This is a genomic window from Salegentibacter sp. 24, assembly GCF_004362395.1.
GTDB lineage: Bacteria > Bacteroidota > Bacteroidia > Flavobacteriales > Flavobacteriaceae > Salegentibacter.
Window position 1 is genome coordinate 1 of the sequence record NZ_SNWE01000032.1, and the last position, 23,547, is coordinate 23,547.

The 23,547-nt window shown below is 35.6% G+C and carries 19 protein-coding genes; 3 read left to right on the top strand and 16 right to left on the bottom strand.

All coding sequences use genetic code 11. The annotated features are described in order from the left end of the window. Window positions 1-58 precede the first annotated feature (58 nt). The 11 genes from DET49_RS16775 to DET49_RS16825 all read right to left on the bottom strand — a co-directional run bounded on the left by DET49_RS16775 (window position 59) and on the right by DET49_RS16825 (window position 14,959). On the bottom strand, window positions 59-535 hold the full coding sequence (locus DET49_RS16775; RefSeq protein WP_133549805.1) for a toll/interleukin-1 receptor domain-containing protein: 477 nt from the start codon (window positions 533-535) through the stop codon (window positions 59-61). A gap of 73 nt (window positions 536-608) precedes the next feature. Further along, window positions 609-1,154, bottom strand: a complete 546-nt coding sequence (locus DET49_RS16780) for an SHOCT domain-containing protein (RefSeq protein WP_133549807.1) — start codon at window positions 1,152-1,154, stop codon at window positions 609-611. A 52-nt stretch (window positions 1,155-1,206) separates the two neighbouring features. After that, window positions 1,207-4,413, bottom strand: coding sequence for a type I restriction endonuclease subunit R (locus DET49_RS16785; protein WP_133549809.1), 3,207 nt, complete (start codon window positions 4,411-4,413; stop codon window positions 1,207-1,209). 6 nt (window positions 4,414-4,419) lie between these two features. Beyond that, window positions 4,420-4,656 carry a hypothetical protein gene (locus tag DET49_RS16790; protein WP_133549819.1) on the bottom strand — a complete coding sequence of 79 codons (237 nt, stop codon included), beginning with the start codon at window positions 4,654-4,656 and terminating at the stop codon, window positions 4,420-4,422. 3 nt (window positions 4,657-4,659) lie between these two features. Further along, the gene (locus tag DET49_RS16795) at window positions 4,660-5,838 is read right to left on the bottom strand and encodes a restriction endonuclease subunit S (RefSeq protein ID WP_133549821.1); all 1,179 of its coding nucleotides are present in this window, start codon (window positions 5,836-5,838) and stop codon (window positions 4,660-4,662) included. Then, window positions 5,835-7,724 carry a class I SAM-dependent DNA methyltransferase gene (locus DET49_RS16800; protein WP_133549823.1) on the bottom strand — a complete coding sequence of 630 codons (1,890 nt, stop codon included), beginning with the start codon at window positions 7,722-7,724 and terminating at the stop codon, window positions 5,835-5,837. Before DET49_RS16800 ends, DET49_RS16795 begins: the two co-directional genes overlap by 4 nt. 266 nt (window positions 7,725-7,990) lie before the next feature. Continuing rightward, window positions 7,991-9,883 carry a class I SAM-dependent DNA methyltransferase gene (locus tag DET49_RS16805; RefSeq protein WP_133549825.1) on the bottom strand — a complete coding sequence of 631 codons (1,893 nt, stop codon included), beginning with the start codon at window positions 9,881-9,883 and terminating at the stop codon, window positions 7,991-7,993. A gap of 1 nt (window position 9,884) precedes the next feature. After that, complete coding sequence (locus DET49_RS16810) at window positions 9,885-10,595, bottom strand: hypothetical protein (protein ID WP_133549827.1); 711 nt, start codon at window positions 10,593-10,595, stop codon at window positions 9,885-9,887. Further along, window positions 10,588-11,655 carry a hypothetical protein gene (locus DET49_RS16815; RefSeq protein ID WP_133549829.1) on the bottom strand — a complete coding sequence of 356 codons (1,068 nt, stop codon included), beginning with the start codon at window positions 11,653-11,655 and terminating at the stop codon, window positions 10,588-10,590. The genes DET49_RS16810 and DET49_RS16815 overlap by 8 nt, the downstream gene beginning before the upstream one ends. Next, a complete protein-coding gene (locus DET49_RS16820; protein ID WP_133549831.1) occupies window positions 11,645-13,960 on the bottom strand; it encodes a sensor histidine kinase in 2,316 nt (771 codons plus the stop codon). The genes DET49_RS16815 and DET49_RS16820 overlap by 11 nt, the downstream gene beginning before the upstream one ends. Window positions 13,961-14,710: 750 nt before the next feature. Continuing rightward, the gene (locus tag DET49_RS16825) at window positions 14,711-14,959 is read right to left on the bottom strand and encodes a helix-turn-helix domain-containing protein (protein WP_133549833.1); all 249 of its coding nucleotides are present in this window, start codon (window positions 14,957-14,959) and stop codon (window positions 14,711-14,713) included. Between the two features lie 401 nt (window positions 14,960-15,360). Here DET49_RS16825 and DET49_RS16830 point away from each other — a divergent pair, with 401 nt between their 5' ends. The 3 genes from DET49_RS16830 (at window position 15,361) to DET49_RS16840 (ending at window position 18,603) form a co-directional block, all read left to right on the top strand. Then, window positions 15,361-16,143 carry an RNA polymerase sigma factor gene (locus DET49_RS16830; protein ID WP_133549835.1) on the top strand — a complete coding sequence of 261 codons (783 nt, stop codon included), beginning with the start codon at window positions 15,361-15,363 and terminating at the stop codon, window positions 16,141-16,143. Between the two features lie 2 nt (window positions 16,144-16,145). Further along, window positions 16,146-17,246: a hypothetical protein gene (locus DET49_RS16835; RefSeq protein WP_133549837.1), complete on the top strand. Its 1,101-nt coding sequence runs from the start codon at window positions 16,146-16,148 to the stop codon at window positions 17,244-17,246. Between the two features lie 736 nt (window positions 17,247-17,982). Next, complete coding sequence (locus tag DET49_RS16840; RefSeq protein ID WP_133549839.1) at window positions 17,983-18,603, top strand: SOS response-associated peptidase; 621 nt, start codon at window positions 17,983-17,985, stop codon at window positions 18,601-18,603. 301 nt (window positions 18,604-18,904) lie between these two features. Here DET49_RS16840 and lepB read toward each other — a convergent pair whose 3' ends face one another. The 5 genes from lepB to DET49_RS16865 all read right to left on the bottom strand — a co-directional run bounded on the left by lepB (window position 18,905) and on the right by DET49_RS16865 (window position 23,444). After that, a complete protein-coding gene (gene lepB / locus DET49_RS16845; protein ID WP_133549840.1) occupies window positions 18,905-20,503 on the bottom strand; it encodes a signal peptidase I in 1,599 nt (532 codons plus the stop codon). A 300-nt stretch (window positions 20,504-20,803) separates the two neighbouring features. Next, entirely contained in the window at window positions 20,804-21,268 is a 465-nt protein-coding gene (locus tag DET49_RS16850) for a DUF6730 family protein (protein WP_133549842.1), read from the bottom strand. An 11-nt stretch (window positions 21,269-21,279) separates the two neighbouring features. Further along, entirely contained in the window at window positions 21,280-22,152 is an 873-nt protein-coding gene (locus DET49_RS16855) for a relaxase/mobilization nuclease domain-containing protein (protein WP_133549844.1), read from the bottom strand. Then, a complete protein-coding gene (gene mbpA / locus DET49_RS16860; RefSeq protein ID WP_133549846.1) occupies window positions 22,149-22,445 on the bottom strand; it encodes a mobilization protein MbpA in 297 nt (98 codons plus the stop codon). The genes DET49_RS16855 and mbpA overlap by 4 nt, the downstream gene beginning before the upstream one ends. 129 nt (window positions 22,446-22,574) lie before the next feature. Further along, window positions 22,575-23,444, bottom strand: a complete 870-nt coding sequence (locus tag DET49_RS16865) for a toprim domain-containing protein (protein ID WP_133549848.1) — start codon at window positions 23,442-23,444, stop codon at window positions 22,575-22,577. Between the last annotated feature and the right edge of the window lie 103 nt (window positions 23,445-23,547).

Genomic DNA, 23,547 nt, shown 5'->3' on the forward strand with positions numbered 1-23,547 from the left:
AACTTTTCCGATAAGCTCCATCTCTTGTATTTCATATTTCAAAGGTATAAATTGAAATTTAAAATATCACTCCGATCTTATTGGGGGCTAAATTAATAGCGGCATCACCTTGAAGCAATTTTCTAATTTCCTGAATTACATTTAAAAAGGCAGTATTGGGACTGCTCCAATTAGCAATGGCTTTTCCATCCTCAGGGAGTGCTTTGAATTTTTTAAAAGGTGTATTTAGCCAATCACAATCTTCAATCACTATAGGTATAATAATGAGTTGATCCCTTTCTTCCATAGTCAAAGCCTGTTCAAATTCCTTTTCGTAACAATAGTTCGAATTAATATAATCAGGGCTCAATAGGGCAATAAAAAGCTTGCTGCTAGATAATGAGTCAGAGATTGCATTATCCAATTTTCCTCCTGCCAAAATATCCTTATCTGTCCAGGTTGAAATCAGATTTTCTCGTTGGAGTTGAGCTAAATGCACATGTAAGCGGTCTAAAAACCTCTGGTCTACGTGGCTGTAAGATATAAATGCTTTCATAATAAAATTATTACTAATTCAATATTCGTCTGTCCTCCCTTCTACTTATTTTAGAAGTTGTGCTACTATTTATTTATTTCCCCTCAAGTATTTTTTTCTTCTCGCTTTCAAACTCTTCTTCCGTCAAAACCCCACTATCAAAAAGCTCTTTAAGCTTCGCTAATTGGTCATACTTATCAGTTGAACTTGGTGCAGTTTCATTTTCTTCGCTGCAGTCATCGATTTCGCAGGTTGCAATGGCATTTTCAATATCGAGCGTGTAATTGGTTATATTACCACCTCCAACAGTAAAAATGACTCCTTTGAATCTTTTTTTATTATACTCCTTAATTTTTTTGACCGTTACTATTAAACCGGAGTTGGTAGATCCTAACCTATTTTGTTCTGCGTTGTATTTTGCATTATTGGTAGCCGTCAAAGCTGCTCCCCAACCAGCCATATTAACATATACAAATCTCCCGTCGGTATCAGAACCCCTGCCGAGTTTTATTTCATCTCCAACTTCATAGGTTATTCCATTGGAAGCTGTGTATTCATCTAATTTCTGGACTCTTTTTTGTGCCTGAATTGAGTATAGGCTAAGTATGCTAATAAGCACAATAAGGTAATTTCTTTTCATAATTGATTATTTAATATTTACCGTTTACTTAATATTTAGTTTAGTTTTTTGACTACGAATCATATGAATTACCTACTCCATACCTTCCCTTAAAATAATCATACAACAACTCTGTCTTCACTGCTATATCTCCATCTTCATAAGTAGGGTATGGTAGTTTTTCATATAGATAATCATTTATAGCCTTCCTTACGGCTGCTGAAGTCTGGACTTTTTCAGCCCAACTATCAACGGTAAATTCATGGGCCTTTAGGCGTTCTAATAATTTTTGTGCAGCCGATTTTACTGTGGCTTTTTCCTTGTCGGTAATCTTCTTGCCTTTGTTCAGCATATCAAATACAATTAACTCATCTTCTGTAAGATCTTCCTTTCCTGCCCTTTTTTCTTCTTCACTTAAATCCCGAAATAGCCTAATTAACTGATCAAAAATTTCTTTAATGGATTTATATTCTTTCCCCAAATTATAATCCTCAATTATCTTTTGATACCGCTCATAATAATCTATTCTTAGCGGATTATTATTCAAAAGCTTTTCCATTTTTTTATTTACCCGGTCTTTTAAAGATTGAACGGCTATATTTTTATTTCCCTTAATCTTCAAAAATTCCTCCTCAATTCTTTTAAAGTCCAAACTGCTTAAATCTACTGTTTCCCCGTATCCTTCTATCTTTTTAAGCTCGGTGTTATAGGTTTCTATAGATTCATTTACTACATCTTGTACTTCCTTTACGATATAGGAAATATCTGAAGCTTCAACTTTTTCATCAATAAGCGAATAAAGTCCGTTAATGGCATCTCTGCGGTCTTTATATTCATAAATCGCATTATCGGGCATTAGTGCCTTGTATTTCTTAAATACCTCCCGGGCTAGTACTCCAAATTTATTCCTGCTTTCATCTGATCTACAAACCGCATTATATCCTTCTTCCAGAAATTTAATACGGTATAAATTATCATCTGCCTCAAGAACTTTCTCCAAGTTAAACTCGCATTCATTCTTCAGGAACAGTTCAGTTGCCAATAAAGTCTCTTCAAGTTCCCCTACCAGTTCCTCCAGGGGTTTAACCGGTTGGTCAATCCCACCTTCCGGACCTTTGCCACCATTTTCGCCTCCGCCGTCCCCATATACAGCCAAAGCTTTTAAAAGCGCTTTATAGGTCTCTATATAGTCTACAATTAAGCCGTTGTTTTTTCCTTCGTGTACCCGGTTTGCCCTGGCAATGGTTTGCATCAGGGTATGGGATTTTAAAGGTTTATCCAGGTAAAGCGTGGAAAGGGATTTTACATCAAAGCCGGTGATCCACATCGCACAAACAATCGCTAAACGAAAAGGATGGTTTTCATCCTTAAATTCCTTTTCCAGATCCCTGGTATTCATTTTTAATCGATGGGGTTCTATATCGTAGCCCCAGGCCCTGAATTTCTCTATTTCATTTTGCTCATGACTTACAATAACACTAAGCTCAGTTTCCTTTGTCCAATTGCGGTTTCTATAGGCTATTATTTGTTCTTGCTCGTCATGGATTAACCGGATACGTTTCTCTTCAGTGGTGATATAATTCTGCCATTCTTCTGAAATGAAGTCATACATCTTTACCGCTGTAATCTTATCTAAAGCAACAAATAATGCTTTGCCCTTATAGCCCCGGGTATTAAAATGTTGTACCACATCCTTGGCAATTGCCCTTAATCGTTTATTTGCAGTAAGTATAGGGTATTCCCTGGCAAAAAGTTTTTCCAGTTTTTCTTGCTGGTCACCCTCCAGCTCAAACTCTTCAATTTTGTTCCTGATCTCTTCATTAATCTTCGGATTTTCCAGCTTTAGTTTCTCTCCCCTATTTTCATAGTATAAAGGAACTGTTGCACCATCTTCAATAGAGCGTTTAAAGTTGTAAGTAGAAACATAGTCGCCAAATATCCTTTTGGTAAGTTCATCATTCTTAAAAAGTGGTGTTCCCGTAAAGCCCATAAAAGATGCCTTAGGTAAAGCCTTTCGCATATTCAAAGCAAGACTTCCGCCCTGGGTTCGATGAGCTTCATCTGAAATTACAATGATGTTTTCTCGCTGGGTTAATTCTTCTTCAAAATTGAATTTATGAATCAGTGAAAAGATATATTTTTTATCGGTTTGCAGCAGTGCTTTAAGATTTTCTCCGCTGCTGGCTTTAGATTTTTTATCGGTTACCGCTCCCACTCCGTTAAAAGTGCCGTAGATCTGCTTATCTAGTTCTGCCCTATCGGTTATGAGCACAAAAGTATAGCTACCTACCGTTCTTAGAATCTTTTGGGTAAGGAAAACCATGGAATAGGATTTCCCACTGCCCTGGGTATGCCAGAATACTCCAAGTTTTCTAGATTCCTCAGGAGTGATTTTTCCTGCTTTAGTTTTAGCATTTAATTCTTTGAAATGATCTATAGCTTTGTTTACTCCAATAAACTGGTGGTTTCTTGCTACCAATTTGGCTATTTTCCCCAGGGAATCATCAAACAGAATAAAGTTCTCGAAAAGATCTATTAGCCTGCTTTTCTCACAGGTTCCTTTTAAAGCTTTGTCTAAACTAATTACGCCTTCCTCCTCTTCACTTATTCTCTTCCAGTCGTTGAAATGTTCAAACCTTGACGTGATAGAGCCTACTTTTGTTTCTATTCCATTACTAAGGATAATGAAAGCGTTATAATAAAAGATTGCCGGAATAGTTTCTTTATAATCGCTTAGGTTGGTTTCATAAGCAACCCTGATCTTCCGATGATGGGCTTTTAATTCAATAAATACTAGTGGAATTCCATTAACAAAACAAACTACATCAGGTCTTTTTCTCCGTTTAGATTTTCCTTCTATCCATAACTGTTGTACCACCAAAAAATCGTTTTCTTCCGGTTGCTCGAAATTGAAAACCTTTATTTTTTTATTGCGTACAATTTCCCCCTTCTCATCTTTATAAGTAACCGGAATACCATCTTTTAGAAAATCGTGTTTTTCCCGGTTGATTTCCGGCAGGGCTTTAGTGGCATCTTTAGCACTGAAAATCTCCCAGGCTTTCTGATAAGCCTGAGAAGGTAGATTTTTATTTAGTCCTTTTATCGCTTTAAGAAAACGATGCTTTAACAGCACCTCAGCAGCAGAATCTCTTCCAATTTTACCGTTCTCCCCAAATTTCTCCCCCTGGTACACATTGGCGATTTGCCAATTTAATTGATTTTTAAAAATATCAATACTGGTTTTCTCAATTAATGCGTCTTCGGAGTAGTTGTTACTCATGTTAATCTACTTAATTTCTACCCTATCTATTAATTCTACTGATTCAACATTGAAAAGATGAATCCTTTCTATATTCTCCTCTGCTCCCACAGTTAATATTACCGCAGTATGAAGCGCTTCTCCTTCGGTTATATAAGCGTGACCTTGATGCAGAAATGTTTTTCTAGTACTGCCATCCTTAAATCTTATTTCTACAACGTCTAAGGAGGCTAATTTCAAATTATTAAATTCTGTTATGTTCATATTTTATACTTCTAAAGTTCTATTCATTAAACGGGGCAGTAAAAGATCGCGAGCTTTTTTAAGCTTATCAATTTGATTATTTAAATTCTGAATTAGAAAACTTTGTTTGTTCACAATATGTTCAAAGTCCTTTATTATCTTTTCGTCAGGAACAACTATCTCCATATTTAAGATATAGCTCTTATTAGCGTGAGGAATTGCAGCACCAGTATTTTTTGAGATTATATCATTTTCATTTAATTTGAAATATTGATAACAAAATTGCTTCCCCATTCTTTCATCAGTTATTCTCAAAACCGCCAAAGTTGAACCAATCGCCCCACCTATACTCTTTAGGACAATTCCGCTACGTGAACCATCCATAACCATTAGAGTCTCCTCCTCTTCAGTAATTCTTAATTTAAAATTTTCCGCATATCGATTTGCTCTTCTTTCCAAGACATCAATTAAAAGATAAGGTACACTTCCGGGAATCGGCTTATCTAATTCTACTTTAGGTTTCTTCCCTTTAATTATCTTTATACAATCATCTAAAATTACCGACTCCCACCCTTCCGGCAGACCAGTTTCTTTTTTTATTGGCGTGCTTTCACTTCCGGGAAACCTGAAATTTACGAACCATTCCTTATATAAATGCTGTGCTGCTTCTTCCAGGAGTTTAATGCGTTTAAGGTTGGTTTCAATAAGAATATCATAGTTCGAAAGAATATTAGCTATTTTAACCTGTGTCTGATATTCAGGTATTAGGCTCTTTTTTGACAAAAGTTTTGCCATACTCAAATTTTCACGTGCTGCTCCTACTGAAATTCTTTTTAGTTCATCTTTTATTGTGTCAAGAAGGTATTTCACAAAAAGATTTGTAGATACATCCTTATAAGCATTAAATCCAATTACACTGTCTGGAAAACAAGCCTCCACATTAAGAATTGCGGATTCTGCTGTATTTGCTCCAACTATGGAGATACAAAGAGTTCCCGGACTCCAAAGAAGACTTTGAGCTAATCCAAATTCATTATATGTTTTTTGAAAATCATTTATAAACAAATTGGAAGCTTGAATTTCTGCAGTTTGGATTAAAGGATATTTTCCTCCCAATAGTTTCTTATCATTTCTGGGACGATGACGTGATTTACCACGTTTAAGTTCACCTAATTGATCCAAGGTTTTTAATTCCCAATTCATAAGCCTAATTCATTAAAGTTTGCCTGGATCTGGTTTGCAAGCTCAGCAGCTTCTTCATTAAGTCCTTGTAATTCCAATTTAATTTCTCCCATCCGTGTTTCAAAGTCAAAATCTTCATCTTCCTCCACAGGGGCTACTCCAACATATCTCCCGGCAGTAAGGCTATAGTCATTATCAGCAATGGCTTCTTTATCTACTACTTTACAAAGTCCGGACACATCAACATATTTCCCTTCCGGAAATCGCTGTGTAAGCCAGGCAGTTTCTTTAGTAAAATAAAGACTTTGGTTTACTGTTTCTGTAAACTTTGAAACCAGGCGTTCGACTTCAGCAATTTTCTTTTGGAGTCTTTCTTTTTTGTCTTTATGCTTTTTATAGTCTTCAGATCTCAGCAGCTCTTTACTGTCATTAACAAAGGCTTTAACAGCATTATTTATCAGTCTTTTTTCCTCTTTTAGGTTTTCAGCAGAAAACGTTTTAAACTCATGTTCTATACTTTCAGCTTTCTCAATTTGCTTAGCCAGGTTTTGAGCTTCAGTAAGTGAATTTTCAGCCGTAGTTTTATATTCGGTTAAAACCTTTTCAAAATAGGAATTATCACCCCTATACATCGCTACCAGAGCGTGAATATTTTTTAGTTGTTCCTCAGTAAAATCGTGAAGATTTGTAGATACTTTTCTATAAACATCCCTAAGATCCAGCATCAGGGTTTGGTCTGCCCGAATTTCATCTTTGGCTTTGGCTTTATCAAAAAACCACAAAGAACAAGGCAGCGATCTGGTATAGAAAAACTTTGTACCTATAGAAACCATTACATCAACCGCACCAGTTTCCACCAGCTTCTGGCGAATCAGTTTTTCAGAATGCCCGGCATCTGAGGCAGAAGAAGCCATCACAAACCCGGCTCTTCCACTGTCATTTAAATAACTATAGAAATACTGAATCCAAAGGTAATTGGCGTTATCATTATTTGGTAGACCAAAAGGAAGTCGCCTGTCATTCTTTACGCTATCTTTTCCTTTATCTACCCCATCAACATTAAATGGAGGGTTCGCCATCACAAAATCACACTGCCCAACGAGTTCATGGTGATCTTCATAAAAAGAATTTCCCTGAAGAATATTGGCATCCAAACCGTGAACCGCCATATTCATTTTAGCCAGTTTCGTGTTGGTATCGGCTTTTTCCTGTCCGTAGAAAGTAACTTTCTTAGAGGCATCAGTAAGTAACTCCTCTTCAATAAAGTGTGCTGACTGTACAAACATACCGGCACTCCCACAAGCAGGATCGAAGACGGTGCCGTGATTAGGTTCAATAATATTTACAATAGCATTTACCAGACTTGGCGGGGTAAAAAATTCACCACCTTCCTGCGCTCCTGTCATTGCAAATTTGTTGAGGAAGTATTCATATATCCTTCCAAATACATCTCCGGTAACATTATTCAACTCCTCATCATTAAAAATGCGAATAAGCCGGAATAAAAGATCTTTTTCGAAAAGCGTATATTCTTTGGGCAAGACTCCGTTTAGCACTTCATATTCTTCCTCAATGCTACGCATTGCATTATTTAGAAATTCACCGGGATCCTCAACTGTTTTGAGATTAGCTATAGTTTTCCACTGTGCATTTTCAGGAAGGAAAATAGCTTTGGCATTTAGAAAGTCGTTTTTACTGACAGCTCTTTTCCCCCGCTGTGGATGTGAAGGCAAAGATTTTTCAATCTCCTCCTTAGCCACCACAAAACGGTTATAGGCGTGTCTCAAAAAGATTATTCCCAGAACCGGAAAGCTATATTCAGATGCAGTAAGTTTAGAATTTGCCCGAAGGTCATCGGCAGCTTTCCAGAGTTTATTTTCCAGATTTTTGAGTTGGTATCTTGTCATGTATGGGGCGTGATAATTCCAGAGTTTGTTTATCTGTGATTTACAGCATTTTAATTCGCCTAACGGGTGTAGGGAGTGTTAAGCGTGGTACAATTTAGGAAAAATTAAGAATTTACAGAATATATATCTATTACAAAATTACACTAGGTTGATTTTTTAAGATAAATCTTACTCACTTTATAATTAATATGGTATAAAACAGCAAACAGATATTGGGCTTATTAACTCCTTAAAACTTCATCTGTATTTTATCAATTACACCATTATCATAATTCAATATCAATAATATTATATTTTTTTAATAAGAATTTATTAATAGTTGATTTTCTGCACAAATTCATAAAATACTGTCTCTCCCTATCAGTAAATTCAGGAATACTGAAATTCTTCACATAGTTCTTAGCTAATGCAAAATATCCACCAGAATAAGGTTTACTGGCATACTTAATATAGTACCAGAATACATCGGTTTCAAGTAGTTTTTTAATAAATAATAACTCGGCTTCATTTTCGGAAACCAAAGCGTATCCATTGTAAAACAATAAATCTTCATTATTGGTATATACAAAATAGGGCGCATTAGAAATATAAGGAAAAAGTAATTTGAAACCACTAATATTTAAAGCCTGGCTACGACCATACGCAAACCAAGTTTCATATTCTCTCTTTCCCTTGTCTCTTTTTGATAATTCATCCCTGTAGTCATTTAAGTAATTATAAGCATGCGGATAATTCTCTCGAAAATGGTTTTCTGGGATAATTTTAACCCTACGATTTTGAGAGTTTTGAAATAAATCCCTATTATTTTCATCAATTATAGTGTAAGGAAAAATAATTTTTTCATTGTAAGTTTCCAGATCAATTTCATTTTTTAAAATATTAGGCTTAATAGCATCTTTACAAATCAATCTTTCTACTCTATAACTTATAGAATCTTTTTCAAAATAATAGTACTCATCATCTTCATTTATGGGAGAAAATAAATAAATTTTATTCCTTAGGGTTGCAAAGCCATTTCTAATATTCATTAGATCCCCTAATTTGTCTCCGGAATTCTCTAGCCTGTCCAAATTCAATTTTGTTTTAGCATCGTCCAGTTGCCATCCGTGAAGATCATTTAAATCAGTATATTGAAAATTGAGGAAATCGCGTTCTGATAAATCCTTAATATTTTCTGGTGTGGAACTAGTATAATTTAAATAACCTCTTCGTTTAGATATTAGACAAATACAAGTATAGGTTAGTCTAGATTTAAATACTTGTTCGCTCCCGAAATCAACGAAAGTAAAGTGAAAATTTTTCTCTGAAAAATAACTGCGTAGAGCTCGACCATTTAAACTCCTGTAGAAGTTATTTACAGTAATATATCCTAAAGTACCATTTCGTCGGAGCCATTTAAGACCAATTTGAAAAAAAGGAATATACAAGTCTAGTTTGCCAGTTGAAGCTACAGACCAATTTTTCATTAGTGTTTTGGTCTCTTCCTCTAAATTAGAAGAGCCTACGTACGGTGGATTACTGAATACGAAATGAAATCCCCCGTTTGCTTCGATTAAAGGTGAATTTTCAAACCAATCAAAATTAAGAGAATCTCCAATGAATAAATTGAAATCTATTCTTTCCTTATCTTCACCCTGAGAAAGAGCTAATAAGGTTAATAAAATTTTAGTCCGTTCAATACTATAGGCAGTAATATCTATTCCATAAAGGTTATCTTCAATAATCTGAATAAAATTTTTACCGGTTTCTTGATTGATTTTTAGTGCATATTCAAACAAAAAGCCACCACATCCACAAGCAATATCGCACGCGGTTAAATCTTCTAAGCCATCGTAATCTTCAATCGCCTGCGATACAATATAATCCCTAATATATTTTGGAGTATAAACCGCGCCATTAACTATTTTGTCACTGGGAGAAATAACAAACTCAAAAAATTCTATTAACTGTTCTAAAGTGAAAGGTCTATCATTAAAAAGTTCTGAGAACTTATTTAATTCATCAATTTCTTCATCCTGATTTATTATATAACTCTTAATAATCTCATTGGAAATATTTTGAAAATTATTGACTTTTAAATATGAAGAAACTAGAAGCCTATTTATTTCTCTAATATTACTAGAGTATTGACGTAAATGTTTTAATATGTGTTGATTCATACTAGCTTATATACAACGGGAAGACATTGTTAATAGTGAAATCCTGATGTTTATTTGTTGAGTCAAAAGCATTAAAATACGGAGTCCATAATCTTTTTTGTGCTCTTTTTATTATTGATTTATAATCGTCATGTTCTTTTAGTTCATTGACAAAGGGATATTCTTTGGAACTATAAAAATTAGATATAACAAAATGAAATCCTAAAAAAATATCCATTGGAGGATGCGGCAATCTAGGAAATGAAAATATTGAAATTTCACCAGTATCTAAACCTTCAATATATTCTCCGCCAAAATGAAAATGATATGTAGGGTGTGTATATTTTGGTGGAGAACTATCAATATGTTTATCTAAGTGCCAACAATTCTTATATGGCTTTCCATCATTCCCATTCTCACTTGCAAATGAATCAATATTTAATTCAAAAATAAAATTTTCTAAATTATCATTAATTTGATGATCTTTATTATTAAGGTTTATGGTATTGTCAAGTGAGATTTTATACTTGTTGAGAGTTTCTGGCATAGTTCCCGAAATCCTTTTTCTCAGATGAAATACTATGTCTTTAACTTCATATTCAAAAGTATCCAATGATTCCAATTTCCCTAATAAAACATGTAGCGAATTGAAATCACCAATTTGGTAACCTTCGATGAGTTCTAAAAATTTGCTAAGATCTTGCCTGAAACGTCGTAAACTCCAATTATCCATTGGCTCTTTCCTTTTTTACTATTTCACGGATAGCCTTTTTATCAATATCACTAACTAGCGATTTATATTCATCCATTTTGTTTAATGCTGAATCAATGGATAGGTATTCTTTTTCTTGCCAGGGTGTATAGACTTTAAGTAATTCAATTCCATCAAATGGATCAATTGGTTGCCCTGAATATTTACAAATTGTCCAAAAATTTGAACTAAGGGAATGCTTTGTTTTAATTATGGGAATTAATTTTTCTAAACCAGTTTTTGATTTAATTAACTTGACTCTTTCTTCAGCACTTAGACTCCGCAGTGAAACTTTAGGACTTATTTCGTCATTCCACCATCTATTAATTTTATCCATCCACCAACGTGAAAGATATTCTGAAAAAACACCTTTATACATACAGGAACTAATTTTTTCTAGTAGTTTATCCCAATCTCCTGATTTTTTTGAAACACCAAGTCTTGCAGAAAGTACATCTTCACCAATCATTATACCTATTGGTCTTACAATATCATAATAAATAAAACTGCTTAATGTAAATAGGTTTTTACTAATAGCAGCGGCATCAGATTTAATCCTAGAGTGTAATATATAATTATCATCAAACTTAATAGTTTTTTTTAAATCAAATTTGTATTCCACAATGGTTTCATATGATTTAATAAAAGCATCTAGTTTTTTCTTAAATTTTTTCTTATTACTTGAAAACTCCTCTTTAGTTAAAACAAAATCAAATAAATCCTGACTTGTTAAATCTTTGTCATACTCTTTTACTTTAATGGTCTCATTCGACATTAAAACCAAAGGAAAATCTTTCAAATCATTTTTATGTTTAGTTCGGAGAGTTTGAGCTATAGTCGGAGCATCAAAGCACGCATTATTTATTCCTTTAGTCAATCTATAATCTAATACACAAGCTCTAGTATCTGGTTCCAGTTCATCAAATAAATCGGTTAAGTCTGAAGTTGGATTGTAAAGCTTAACCTCATAACCTAAGTTTCCGATGTCTCTGAGTCGGCTTTCTGTTTCTAAGTCATCTATATACAATACTTTATATGCCATAATCGTCTAATTCCTTTTCTGTTGCTTTCGGTATTTCTATTCTTATGCAGGTGTTAAATCCTTCTTTAGGAGATACTACCCCTATACTTCCTCTATAACTAGAAACAATATCTTTTACTATTTTTAAGCCTAACCCGGTTCCTGTTATTTCATTGCTAGAATCGATATCATCCAGAGTATTTGGTGAAGTAGTAGTGAAAAATTCATCAAATATTTTTTCCTCAATTTCTTCGGAAATCCCATCTCCACTATCTGAAAATTCTAGAAAGATTTGGTTATTCTCTAACCCGCATTCAATCATTATTTCACCCGGTTTTTCCGTTCTTTTAATTGCTTTTTTCGAATTGGTATATAAGTTAAATAAAATGGAAGACCATTCCGATGGATGCATAGGTCTAGTGTATAAGTAAGATCCATTTCTTACCGGTAAACTGAACTTTATATTACTTTTTAAAGCATCATTATGAATTGATTTCCAGAAGTATTCAGCTCTATTTTGGATTTCAATAGGCTTTATTTCTCGAACCACATTCTGGGATATTACGTTGTCGAAGTATGAGGTGTAACTTTTAAAAGTTATTATGTTTCTCTCTAAGATCAAAAGTCTTTCAGTTAATACTGTGTCGGAACGTAGTTTTTCCAGAAGAAATTTTACATCAGATTCCATATTAATTACATAATCCCTCACTTCATGTATAAATTGCCCTATGGTGATTCCTACACTACTTAATACGCGAAGCATAGATTTTTCCTTGAGCATTTTACTGGTTTCTTCTTTTTGTAGTTCAGCAACTTCTTTAATATCCTTTTTGAGCTTATTTAATCTTTTTTTTCTTCTATTTTTTATTTGAATATTACCTTCCTCTTTTTCCAACTCAATGTCTAAAGATTCAAGAGTATGTGCTATATCTTTGATCCTTACTTCTATTTTTTCATAGAGTTTACCCTCTTTTTGTTGTCCAGAGACAATTTTAATATTTCGAGCTTCTGCTGTAATAATAACACCCTGCATTAAAGTTCTATAAACAAAATTCTGTAGTTGAATTAATGCTTCATTTTCCATTAGACCTTCTCTACTTGAGGTCTCATTAAACTCTCCCTCTTTATCTGTTAATTCTACAAATCCAAAAAAATTATTATTTCCATGCACCGGAAGAATAGATCTTCTAGTTACCGATTGATCTAGTTTGAGCCAATCGTTACCCGGTTCACCATATGGTAGAACTCTAAAGCCATTCCTATATAATCTTATTCCACCAGAGGTTCTCGCTGATTTTTTTATAGTTGTTTCATGCATTTTTGGAATTAATCCTGCGTTATAAACAAAATAATAAGCTTTAAAACGGACTTTTTTTAGCTGAGTAAAAGGTACTGTCATATCATCTGGATCACTACCTATTTCTCCCATCACCTCAATATCAAGTTTTTTACTGATTACGGAATAAATACCTAATCCATTATCATCTATCCAACCTTCGATTTCTGCAATGGCATGATCATAAATCATTTTAGATTCATCGGCAATTAAAATTGACTTTTCCCCTTCTAATTTTTTAAAAATAGTTTTAAATCCAGGGTCTAAAATTTCATCCTGTTCTTTATTCTCATCAACTTTTTCTTCAGATAATGGAAAGGGTTGAATTATCGCACTTACATACTTGTAGATACGTTTTATAGCTGCTTGTGTCCATCTATCTTTTAAACCTTCTATTTTTAGAGTAGTTCCCTCCTCTTTTCTTTTTGGAACGGAAATTATTTTATTAGTAATATTTACTAGATCTATATCTCCTTTGTAGTGTGACCAATCTATAGTTAATACTAATGCGTAATTATTGCGAAGCGTTTGAGTTGTTATAGTTAATTTTTCTCCTAATCTTTGAACAGCAAATCTTCCGATACCTTTTTGACCAGCTCGCTTTCGTTTATACCTTTCAGATACTGGGTTACGTAGTTTATCTGTAGAAGATATTCTCATAAAACCATTAATTAGCTGATCTTTGGTCATTCCTAACCCATTATCGTCAATAAATAATGTTCCCCCTATAGCATCAGAATTTTCAAATTTTAGTATCACTTTTTTTGCATCAGCATCATATGAGTTTTTTACTAATTCAGAAACAGCTGTTTCTTGTCTAGCCACTAATTCTGTTCCTAATCTGTCGATTACTCCTGCATCTACACTAAATCGTACGTTGTCTTGATCAAAACTTGCTAGTTTGGACGAAAGCTCTAATATTTTAGAATAATTATTAGGCTCTTCAGATAATACTTTAGCCAAATCACTACGTACTTGGTCTTCATCCATAACTATATAGCTTTATTTTTTGAAACTCCCTTTCTAATGTATAACCTATATTTTCCGAAAATTTCAAATGTCCGATTCAATTTATTAAATTTTAATTCTTTTAAAAATCTATCTCTTTGGGTCTTTTCTAAAATTTTATACTCAAAAATTGATAATCCTTCTTTACATAATCCTTAATAGTCCAGTAATACCACCCATAAAATCAGCATCTTCAATTTTATTTTCCATATGGCTATTTGGGAGTGATGCCATCTATTTCGGTCAAATATGGTCACTTTGAAAGATACTGCAATTATATAAAAAATTAATGTTACTCCTTACTTAAACCGCCTTTTCTTAGTGATCTTCTTTGGGGGTTGATACGATGTTTGAAATTAATGAACCTATTCATAATGTCCTCCCCTTTATGTAAATGATCGCATAATCGAAGTACTATTTTAGACCAATTAGTATTTGCTTTTCCTTGAATAGATTTAAGGGAGAAAGTTATAAAAAAGCTTTAATATCTTCATTATCTAACCTTAGAAAAAATAGCCTAAAGAGGGTTCCGTATAATGTGTACGAGGGGTCAGCTTCATTGAAAGAGCCTTTTATCCAAGTTATCTTTTTTTAAACAAAAAATTCCGAGATGAATCCATTTTCGCTAAATATAAAAAATTAAGATAAAAGGAAATTACGAAAAACTATACAGAAGGATATTTTAGGCTAGGCAAATTAAACGAATAAAATCAATTTTAAACGTTTTAAAAATTATCTAAACAATTCATCGTCAAAGAATTCTTTTAAAGTAATTCCAAGCGCTTTACATATCCTATTTAGGGAATAAATGGTTATCCCGCGCTTTGATTTAATATTTTCCCAGGGTTGAAAATTTTGCCGATCAACATCTATATTTTTTGAAATACCACTTTTAGAATCCCCTTGTTTTTCTCTTAGTCCAAGAAGTCTTAGTTTAATTTTTTGTTTCAGTATTTCGTCTTCTTCCCTCAATTTTGCCATAAGGCAATTTGGTTAAATCTATATTTTTTATTGTAATGCATTTGCATTACATGAATTTTTATTTTATATTTACTTCATATTAATATATTTGCGAAACTTCTTTAAGTAAAAATATTAGAAGCATTTCGCTTTGAATCTCAATCTGAAAACTGGTAATTTTTTGCAACGAGATGATAAGCAAGGATGCTCACGACCCGGGCGTGGGCTCTCTTATCGTTGCACGGTATACCAGTACCTCAGATTGATAAGTTGAGTCTCCACGCCTTTTTTGTTTGTAGGAAACAGGCCTTCTTATCAACTGTTTTCAAAGCTATCTTCTCTTTATATCTTATAAGAATTCGCTAAAGCTAAATTCAGTTTAATTCTGGTGGCATTTACCTCCGGCTTAATAACGACTGCTTATGTTACAGCGTATTTTCGAATTATTACAACAAGGACATCCCGATGCTTTGAAATTGATCTATGCCAGGTATAACCGAAGCCTCTTTTGGCTGGGCAAGAGAACAATTAAGGATGAATTTGTCATAGAAAACATCCTTCAGGATGCTTTCCTCATATTATGGGAAAAAAGAGACCGGATAGAAACTCCCGAGCATATTTACTTTTTCCTTCGTTATGTAATGAAAAGAGATTGTACCTATTATTATTGCCGACCTAAAAATAAGTTTCACAAGATCACCGACAGGTTAGAATTATACGAAAATTATCAGGAATATATGCACGGTTATGACCCGGAGGAAGAAGATAAGCATCTACTGGAGCAGGAAGCGGATCAAAAAGCTTTCGACCGGATTCAGAGTGTTCTTCCCTTGCTTAGCGGTAAAAGAAAGCTCCTGATTGAACTCTGTTTAAAATACGGTTTTCAGTATAAAGCCATCGCCGAAGCGATGGGAACCAGCATCACCAAAACCAGTACCGAGGTAAAAAGCGCCATTGAAGATATTAAGAATATCATTAATAATGGGAGGTCCCTTGAAGCTAAACCACAACCGATGCTAGCGGTAAAGATCCAGGGTACTATGACCCGGAAACAGGAAAAGGTGTTACAGCTGCGTACGGAAAAGCAATATTCCTTTGCTGCCATCGCTAAAGAACTGAACCTTGCCCAAAAGGAAGTGCACAAGGAATTTATGGCTGCCTATAAACTATTGCAACTCAAACACGAACAACAACAATCAGCTTAGTCATGGGAAAAGATACGATAAAACTCACCCGGAAGATCCAGCTGCAGGTGGATGCCCCTACCAAGGAAGAAAAAACGGAGGTTTATGATACGCTGTACCGCTGGCAGAACAGAAGCTTTAAAGCAGCCAATCTCATTGTTTCACATCTGTACGTGCAGGAAATGATCAAAGAATTCCTTTATTTATCGGAAGGAGTAAGATATAAGCTGGCGGATGATAAAAAAGCTGAAGACGGCATCTTGGATCGGCACCGGATCAGTACTACCTACCGGGTGGTATCCGATCGGTTTAAAGGGGAAATTCCCACCAACATTTTAAACAACCTGAACAATAATATCATCAATAACTTTCGTAACAACTTGCCGGAATATATTAGAGGAGAACGCTCTCTGGCAAATTTCAAAAGGAATATCGCTTTTCCTTTTGGACCCGTAGGTATTCATGGTTTATCTTATGAAGAAGAAAAAAAAGCATTTTGTTTTCGTTTGTTTTCCATTCCCCTTAAAACATATTTAGGGAAGGATTATACTGATAAACGAAGCTTGCTGGAACAGGTAATAGCCGGCAAAATCAAGCTATGTACTTCTAAAATTCAACTGAAAAGACAAAAAATTTATTTGTTAGCCACCTTTGAATTTGAGAAAGAAAAGCATAGCCTCAAACCGGAAGTAATTGCAGAAGCTTCTTTATCTCTTGAATATCCTATTACAGTGAAATCCGGAAAAGCAACACTTAGTATTGGCAATAGGGAGGAATTCCTATATAGAAGGCTAGCCATACAGGCTTCTCAAAAAAGGGCACAAAGCGGGGCCACCTATTGCAGACCCGGAAAAGGCCGTAAACGCAAAACAAAAGCAGTGGATAAATTCTACGAACTGGAAAAAAACTATGTAAGTAACCGCTTGCATGTATACAGCCGAAAGCTCATTGATTTTTGTATTAAACACCAAGCGGGGACCCTCATTTTGTTAAACCAGGAAGATAAAATAGGAATCGCCAAAGAAGAAGACGGATTTCTTTTAAGGAATTGGAATTATTATGAACTGACGACCAAAATAAAATACAAGGCCAAGAAAGCCGGTATTGAACTTATAGTAGGTTAAATCGAACTAGGAGGGTGCTTGTACACCCATAAGGTGAGGTATTTAATGACACTCACTAAATGCTCGCAGCATATACAACCCTCCCCTAAAGATTAAAAGGAACTGGAATTATTATGAACTGATGACCAAAATCAAAGACAAGGCCGGGAAAACCGGTATTGAACTTATAGTAGATTAAATTCAATGATGAGGGTGCTTGTACACCCGTAAGGTGAGGTATTTAATGACACTCACTAAATGCACGTAGCATATACAACCTTCCCCAAAAGATTAAAATGAACTGGGATTATTATGAACTGATGACCAAAATAAAATATAAGACCGAGAAAGCCGGTATTGAACTAATAGTGGATTAAATTCAAAGATGAGGGTGCTTGTAAACCCGAAAGGTGAGGTCCCTAATTACACTCACTAAATGCACGCAGCATATACAACTTAAGTCAATTAGCCTTCTAGGTGTGAAGGTTGAGGAGTGTTAGCTCAACTTTGTCTGCTTAAAAGCAAAAAGCTTGATTTCACTACTTCCCAAGGGTGTAATTTAACTAAATGGATTATTACCTTGCTTTAATATATCCAGTACGGTGCTATTTACCATAAAATAATTCTTAGCAACTAGCTCCGTTTGGATAATTCAGATTCTTTAGAAAAATTTTTATTTATAGCATAACTGTATTTTATCCTAAACAAAGGAAAATAGAAATCTTTTAGTAAATTAGAAACACCAAATAATAAAGCCATGTGCTACCGTACCAAATTAAATTCCAAGCTTAGTGAAATTGAACGCAGCCTGGACGCAAGGTTTATTGAACCGGATTCCTATAAACCCCATTTAGAAATAAACGCTTTTACGTTCTCAAAAACTCCAGTAATTTCAGATGAAAACCAGGGCGAGATCCAGATGTTCAATTGGGGGCTTATTCCATTCTGGGCCAAGGATGATACCATCAAAAAAATGACCTTGAATGCTAAAATTGAAACCATTGCAGAAAAACCTGCCTTTAGGAATTCAGTAAAAAAGCGTTGTTTAATTATTGCAGACGGCTATTACGAATGGCAGTGGAAAGATGCAAAAGGGAAAGAAAAACAGAAGTACTTAATTACCCCTACTGACCAGGAAATTTTTGCTTTTGCAGGCATCTACTCCACCTGGATTAACCCTGAAACCAACAAATCCGTTAACTCTTATTCTATTGTAACAACAGAAGCCAATGAACTCATGGCTGAAATCCATAACAATAAAAAAAGAATGCCGGTAGTACTGAAAAAACAGGATCACCAGTCCTGGTTAACTGGCACCGACCACCAGAATTTTGCCTTTCCTTACGAAGTACCTTTAATAGCAAGTGCGGTAGCATAAACTTAATTGAATTCAGTTACAATTTTGGATGATTCTTTCCACTACCCTCCCGATGATATTTAAACCCGTTACAGCACTTAATCCCAATCCTGCCGATTATTTTAATTTTCCGCGAGCTGAGTAAAAGTAAAAAAGCGAAAGGGCAATCTGGTCTACCAGCGATCTGAAGAATTCTAATACTCTAAACGATCACAAACAAGTACTGAAGGTATGGATATGACCCAGGTGCAAATGAAATATTTGTCATCAAAAATCCCTCCTGAAATATCAACATTTGACCTTTTAAATAACAAAACAGTATTTATTTTCTTTTCTGTTTATGGTATTTCCCAAATCCAAAAATTAAAAGTAAGATCAAAATAAATGGTAAAAGATAAGAATTAGGTTTCCCTTCTCCTCCTACTGTAGTGAACATTCTATCCCATCTGATTTTGTCAAATCCTTCCCCATCCTGATTTATACTTAACCATATAAAAACTGGTTTACCAACCACGTGATCAAATGGTACAAATCCCCATTTCCGAGCATCCAGTGAATTCTGACGATTATCCCCCATCATCCAGTAATAATCCTGTTTAAAGGTGTACTTATCCGTTTGTAAACCATTTATAAATATTTTATTGTTTTTTACTTCTAACTGATTGCCCTCATATTCGGTGATAACCCGTTTATAAAACGGTAAAGTTTTGCGATCTAGGTTTACGATCGCACCCTTCTTAGGAATATAAATAGGTCCATAATTGTCGAGATTCCATGACAGAGAGTCTATGTATGGAAAAACGCTTTGAGCTTCCCCTGGATTACTCAAAGATTTTTTAACATCTTTTACTACGGGATGTTTTCTGATTAAATCTGCTTCTGAATCAGTAAGTGTCAGTATATAACCTCCATTTTGATTCAGGGCAAAATTACCATTTGGATATTTGAGCCCATCACGAGCTCCATATCTTTCTTTCAGTAATCTTTGATCTATTGCCTGACCCTGAGTGTTTACAAAAAAATTATATTGAGGCTTTGCCCGGTCCGGTAAAACGGTTCGGTTTCCATTAATATAAATATACCCTGCTTTGATTTCCAAGCTGTCCCCGGGAATACCAACGGCCCTTTTTACCAAATTGGTTTTTTTATCCACAGGCTTATAGTAGTTACGATCTGGGGAAAAATCATTCATATCTAAGAGCGTATCTGCTGGTTGGTTGAAAACCACTAAATCATTTCTTTTGATTTTTTCCAGGCCAGGAAATCTTAGGTAAGGAAATTGAAATTTATTCATCCATGATGAATTCTTTTCCTCCTTCTCATCATTAAACAGATATGATTTACCTAAACCTGGAATAGTATCATGAACCATTGGGGCAGCAATAGTGGTCATAGGTATTCTTGCCCCGTAATTGATCTTACTAACCAATAAAAAATCACCTACTAATAAGGTTTTTTCTAAAGATGATGATGGTATCGTATAAGGTTGTATAAAATAAGTATGAACAATCGTGGCGGCAATAATTGCGAACAAAATTGAGCTGACCCACTCACCAACAGAAGTTCTTGGTTTAAGACTTCTATCTTTTATATAAGAGACATTCAGGAAATAATTGAGATAATAAATATAAAACCCAAAGGTCAAAATAGCCAACCACGTGTCTAGTACTGAATGTTTTCCAAAACTCCTAACCGTCTCCACCCAAATAACCGGGAACATAATAAGATTTACCACCGGTATAAAAAATAATATTGTCCACCACCAGGGCCGGTTGATAATTTTCATCAATACTATAGCATTATATATAGGAATAGTGGCTTCCCAGGAATGCCTTCCAGCTTTTCGATAAAGTTTATATGTACCTAAGAAATGAATTATTTGTATTACTAGAAAAAGTAAGAACCATTGGAAAAATGTCATGAGGGCTTTAATTTCTTAATCAGTCCTAAAACCCAGGATATTGTTACACTTATTGTTAATTCAGGTTGTGTAATGATGCATTAATGGGGCCATCATCTACTTCCTTTCTACAAAACCAGTAAATTTCAACCTGTTATAAGAGCCTTTGAGCACATTTACTGGAGTATCCACTCAGTATCCACTGATCTAAAAAATTGCTTTTATTTTTTACTAATTTTTTGCCACAAATTCTAAGGATTACACCAGGGTTTCCGGGCATTTGCCGCAAATTCCAGGATTTTATGCCAAAGCCATTTGTCATTACAAACCCTGGTATCCACCCTCTAGCCACTTGCAGTATGCCTCGTGGCTTTCCGGGTGTGCAGCAAAATAATCTTCGTAGTGAGTATTTTGAGATTTCATTTCCATCATCGCCCCGTAAACCGAAAAGCTTTCCTCCAGTTTTTCATTAGCGGTATAGCCAAAATACCCCACCAAGCCTAGACTAAGAATTCCAAGTATCCCAAAAAGGATCAGCAGGTAATTGGGGATGATCCTGGCACGTTTTAATTTCCGGTCTATCTCCTTCAGTATCTCATCTGTTATTTCCTTTTCTGTTTCCTGCTTTTTAAGGAATATGCTTAGATTATGTTCCAAAGCATCGGTGCTAATGGGAATACTCATAGTTATCAATTGCTTCGAAAGCTTTTGTAGTTCCAGCACCGCAGTTTTAAAATCAGCCATCTCATCGGCCATCAGTTCCATAATCTCATCTAGTTTTTTCATAACTTAAAATTTTAATATCCCATACCTATACCGGTATCTCTTATAATCTTAACTGCTCCTTTTAAAAGTTCCTTGGTTATTTTGGTAGACAGGTTACCACTTAGCTGCACGGTCTTGTTTAAGATCTGAAGCTCCTTTGGTGCCTGCGTTAGCTTTTTAAAACCCTGGTTATGAGAGATAACAGGGATTAACCGGTTACCACTCATCGACCGGTGGACTTCACTGGCCTTAAGGTTCACTCCTTTGTATTCCATCCGGAAGCCCTGCAGTTGGTTCGCTTTATTAATGCTGGGGATCACCTCCACCTTCTGGCCCTTCATTTTGCTTATATACTCATCCAGGGATTTCGGCCTTGACTGAAGCACCCGGTCATGTATATTTTTGATCTCCTGTCGCAGGCCCTTTAACTCCTGAAGCTTTTCCTGCTGCACTTCCCGAACTCTTTTAAAGCCTAATTCCCTGGCAACATTATCCGCCGCTATCTGGCTTCGTTTCCCGATAAACCGATCATTGTAAGTCTTACCATCAAAGCCGATCCTGTTGGTATAGATATGGATGTGCGTATGCGCCTTATCCCGGTGAACAAAGCCAATAGATTGGTGGTCCTGCAGGTTCATCTCCTTTAAAAACTTTTTAGCGACCTCTTCCAGATCCATTTTACTGAGATCCTTCCCGTCCTCGATGTTCGGGCTGACGATAAAGCTTAAGGTATTATTGGTACAACGCTCATTTTGCGACTGGATAATCCTAAACTCTTCGGCTATCTCCGAGGGAGTATCCCCGGCCACATGTTCTCGGAGTACAATTTCAGCTTCCTTTTCCTGGTTCCAGCCATAGGATATAGAAGCCCTGGTCCTGGAAATAGCATGTCCTTTTCCTATCATTTTTTAAAGTTTTTTAAATGTTCCCTGATTTCCCTGGCAAGGTCTTGCACCTCCCTGGCCAGCCTCGGATCCCGCTTTCGAAACATATTTCCGATACGGCTAAAGTTGTTCTTGTACTGTACCAGCATCTGGTAGGTCTGCAATTGTTCAGCAGTGAGCCGTTCCACAATATTCTTATCAAAGGCAGTAGCACGGATATACTCTGAAAGGGAAATCCCTGCCCTGGCCGCTCTTCTCTGGAGTAGCTTTTTCTCATAGATCGAACAACGCACCTGGATGTATTCCCTTTTCATTTTTTACCTTTTAAAATCTTTGCAACCACCGGGCGCAAAGCAAGATTGTCATGACAATGACACATCTTGCTTTGCCTTTTCAACTGAAAATTCCGATAGGCATCTACTTTTTGCCAACGCATCAATTTTCTACTTCTCTGCTCTTCTAAAACTTCCTTCAGCCTTCAGTTTTTCGTTGAGATCTGCATACCCCTTATAGGAATCACTGCAATCCGTGATATGCTCATAAAGGTTAACAAGTAAAGCAGTCGCTTTTTTACCGGCAGCATCATTATCCAGGTAGAGGAACACCCGCTCATATTTCAGAAGTAAGCCTTTAATACGGTCCACAAAAGCCAGGGAATTCAAAACGATGGCATCCGAAGAATTCACTAATGTTTCCTCTATAGTAGCCAGGGATAGAAAATCAAACATCCCCTCCGTTACAATTAACTGTCTCGAATCATTTTGAATAAAGGAATAGGTCTTGGGACTACTGGAGTTTTTAAAGTATTTATTGCGAAGTTCCCAGCCGCCCCTGTTATTGCGAAGTCCGATAGCATAGAACTGCCGGTCTTTATACTGGTACCAGACCTGAACGCAATAGACCCTGGCAACTTCAATAGGAATCTTGCGGGACTCCAGGTACCCTATCAATGCCCGGTGTTTTAAAGCTTCCACCCTTAGCACCTCGATCCCTTGTTTTACTACCGGCTTCTTTACAGGTGGATGAAAAGAAGTAATTGTACCGGCTTCCAAAAATTCCAAAGCCTCCCTGTTGGAATAAGACTTTAGCAGCATAACAAGGTCAATCACATTCCCTCCTTTTCCCATTCCGAAATCATACCACAGGTTCTTTCTTAAAGAAACGCTGAAAGAGGCATGTGTTTCTGACCGAAGGGGACTCAGAAACCAGGCTTCTTTTTCCGTTGTTTTGCTGGGAAAGTGCCCTAATTTTGCAAGCGTTTTTACGATGCAAATATTACGGGCTTTTTCCCAGCTTAATTCATTTAAGTTCATTTTTTCATTTTTAAGTTACCATCTTACCCAACCCCCTTTCTAAAAGGCCTAAGAAAGATTTAGATTCGATTTTCCGATCTTACCATGTTACCCGGGCAAACTT

What these genes read in the sequence shown, in the direction of transcription:
- DET49_RS16795 (WP_133549821.1), bottom strand. Translation starts at nt 5,838, where the DNA reads ATGAATTGGGAATTAAAAACCTTGGATCAATTAGGTGAACTTAAACGT.
- lepB (WP_133549840.1), bottom strand. Translation starts at nt 20,503, where the DNA reads ATGACATTTTTCCAATGGTTCTTACTTTTTCTAGTAATACAAATAATT.
- DET49_RS16805 (WP_133549825.1), bottom strand. Translation starts at nt 9,883, where the DNA reads ATGAATCAACACATATTAAAACATTTACGTCAATACTCTAGTAATATT.
- DET49_RS16780 (WP_133549807.1), bottom strand. Translation starts at nt 1,154, where the DNA reads ATGAAAAGAAATTACCTTATTGTGCTTATTAGCATACTTAGCCTATAC.
- DET49_RS16790 (WP_133549819.1), bottom strand. Translation starts at nt 4,656, where the DNA reads ATGAACATAACAGAATTTAATAATTTGAAATTAGCCTCCTTAGACGTT.
- DET49_RS16840 (WP_133549839.1), top strand. Translation starts at nt 17,983, where the DNA reads ATGTGCTACCGTACCAAATTAAATTCCAAGCTTAGTGAAATTGAACGC.
- DET49_RS16830 (WP_133549835.1), top strand. Translation starts at nt 15,361, where the DNA reads ATGTTACAGCGTATTTTCGAATTATTACAACAAGGACATCCCGATGCT.
- DET49_RS16850 (WP_133549842.1), bottom strand. Translation starts at nt 21,268, where the DNA reads ATGAAAAAACTAGATGAGATTATGGAACTGATGGCCGATGAGATGGCT.
- DET49_RS16825 (WP_133549833.1), bottom strand. Translation starts at nt 14,959, where the DNA reads ATGGCAAAATTGAGGGAAGAAGACGAAATACTGAAACAAAAAATTAAA.
- mbpA (WP_133549846.1), bottom strand. Translation starts at nt 22,445, where the DNA reads ATGAAAAGGGAATACATCCAGGTGCGTTGTTCGATCTATGAGAAAAAG.
- DET49_RS16820 (WP_133549831.1), bottom strand. Translation starts at nt 13,960, where the DNA reads ATGGATGAAGACCAAGTACGTAGTGATTTGGCTAAAGTATTATCTGAA.
- DET49_RS16835 (WP_133549837.1), top strand. Translation starts at nt 16,146, where the DNA reads ATGGGAAAAGATACGATAAAACTCACCCGGAAGATCCAGCTGCAGGTG.
- DET49_RS16785 (WP_133549809.1), bottom strand. Translation starts at nt 4,413, where the DNA reads ATGAGTAACAACTACTCCGAAGACGCATTAATTGAGAAAACCAGTATT.
- DET49_RS16815 (WP_133549829.1), bottom strand. Translation starts at nt 11,655, where the DNA reads ATGGCATATAAAGTATTGTATATAGATGACTTAGAAACAGAAAGCCGA.
- DET49_RS16810 (WP_133549827.1), bottom strand. Translation starts at nt 10,595, where the DNA reads ATGGATAATTGGAGTTTACGACGTTTCAGGCAAGATCTTAGCAAATTT.
- DET49_RS16775 (WP_133549805.1), bottom strand. Translation starts at nt 535, where the DNA reads ATGAAAGCATTTATATCTTACAGCCACGTAGACCAGAGGTTTTTAGAC.
- DET49_RS16800 (WP_133549823.1), bottom strand. Translation starts at nt 7,724, where the DNA reads ATGACAAGATACCAACTCAAAAATCTGGAAAATAAACTCTGGAAAGCT.
- DET49_RS16855 (WP_133549844.1), bottom strand. Translation starts at nt 22,152, where the DNA reads ATGATAGGAAAAGGACATGCTATTTCCAGGACCAGGGCTTCTATATCC.
- DET49_RS16865 (WP_133549848.1), bottom strand. Translation starts at nt 23,444, where the DNA reads ATGAACTTAAATGAATTAAGCTGGGAAAAAGCCCGTAATATTTGCATC.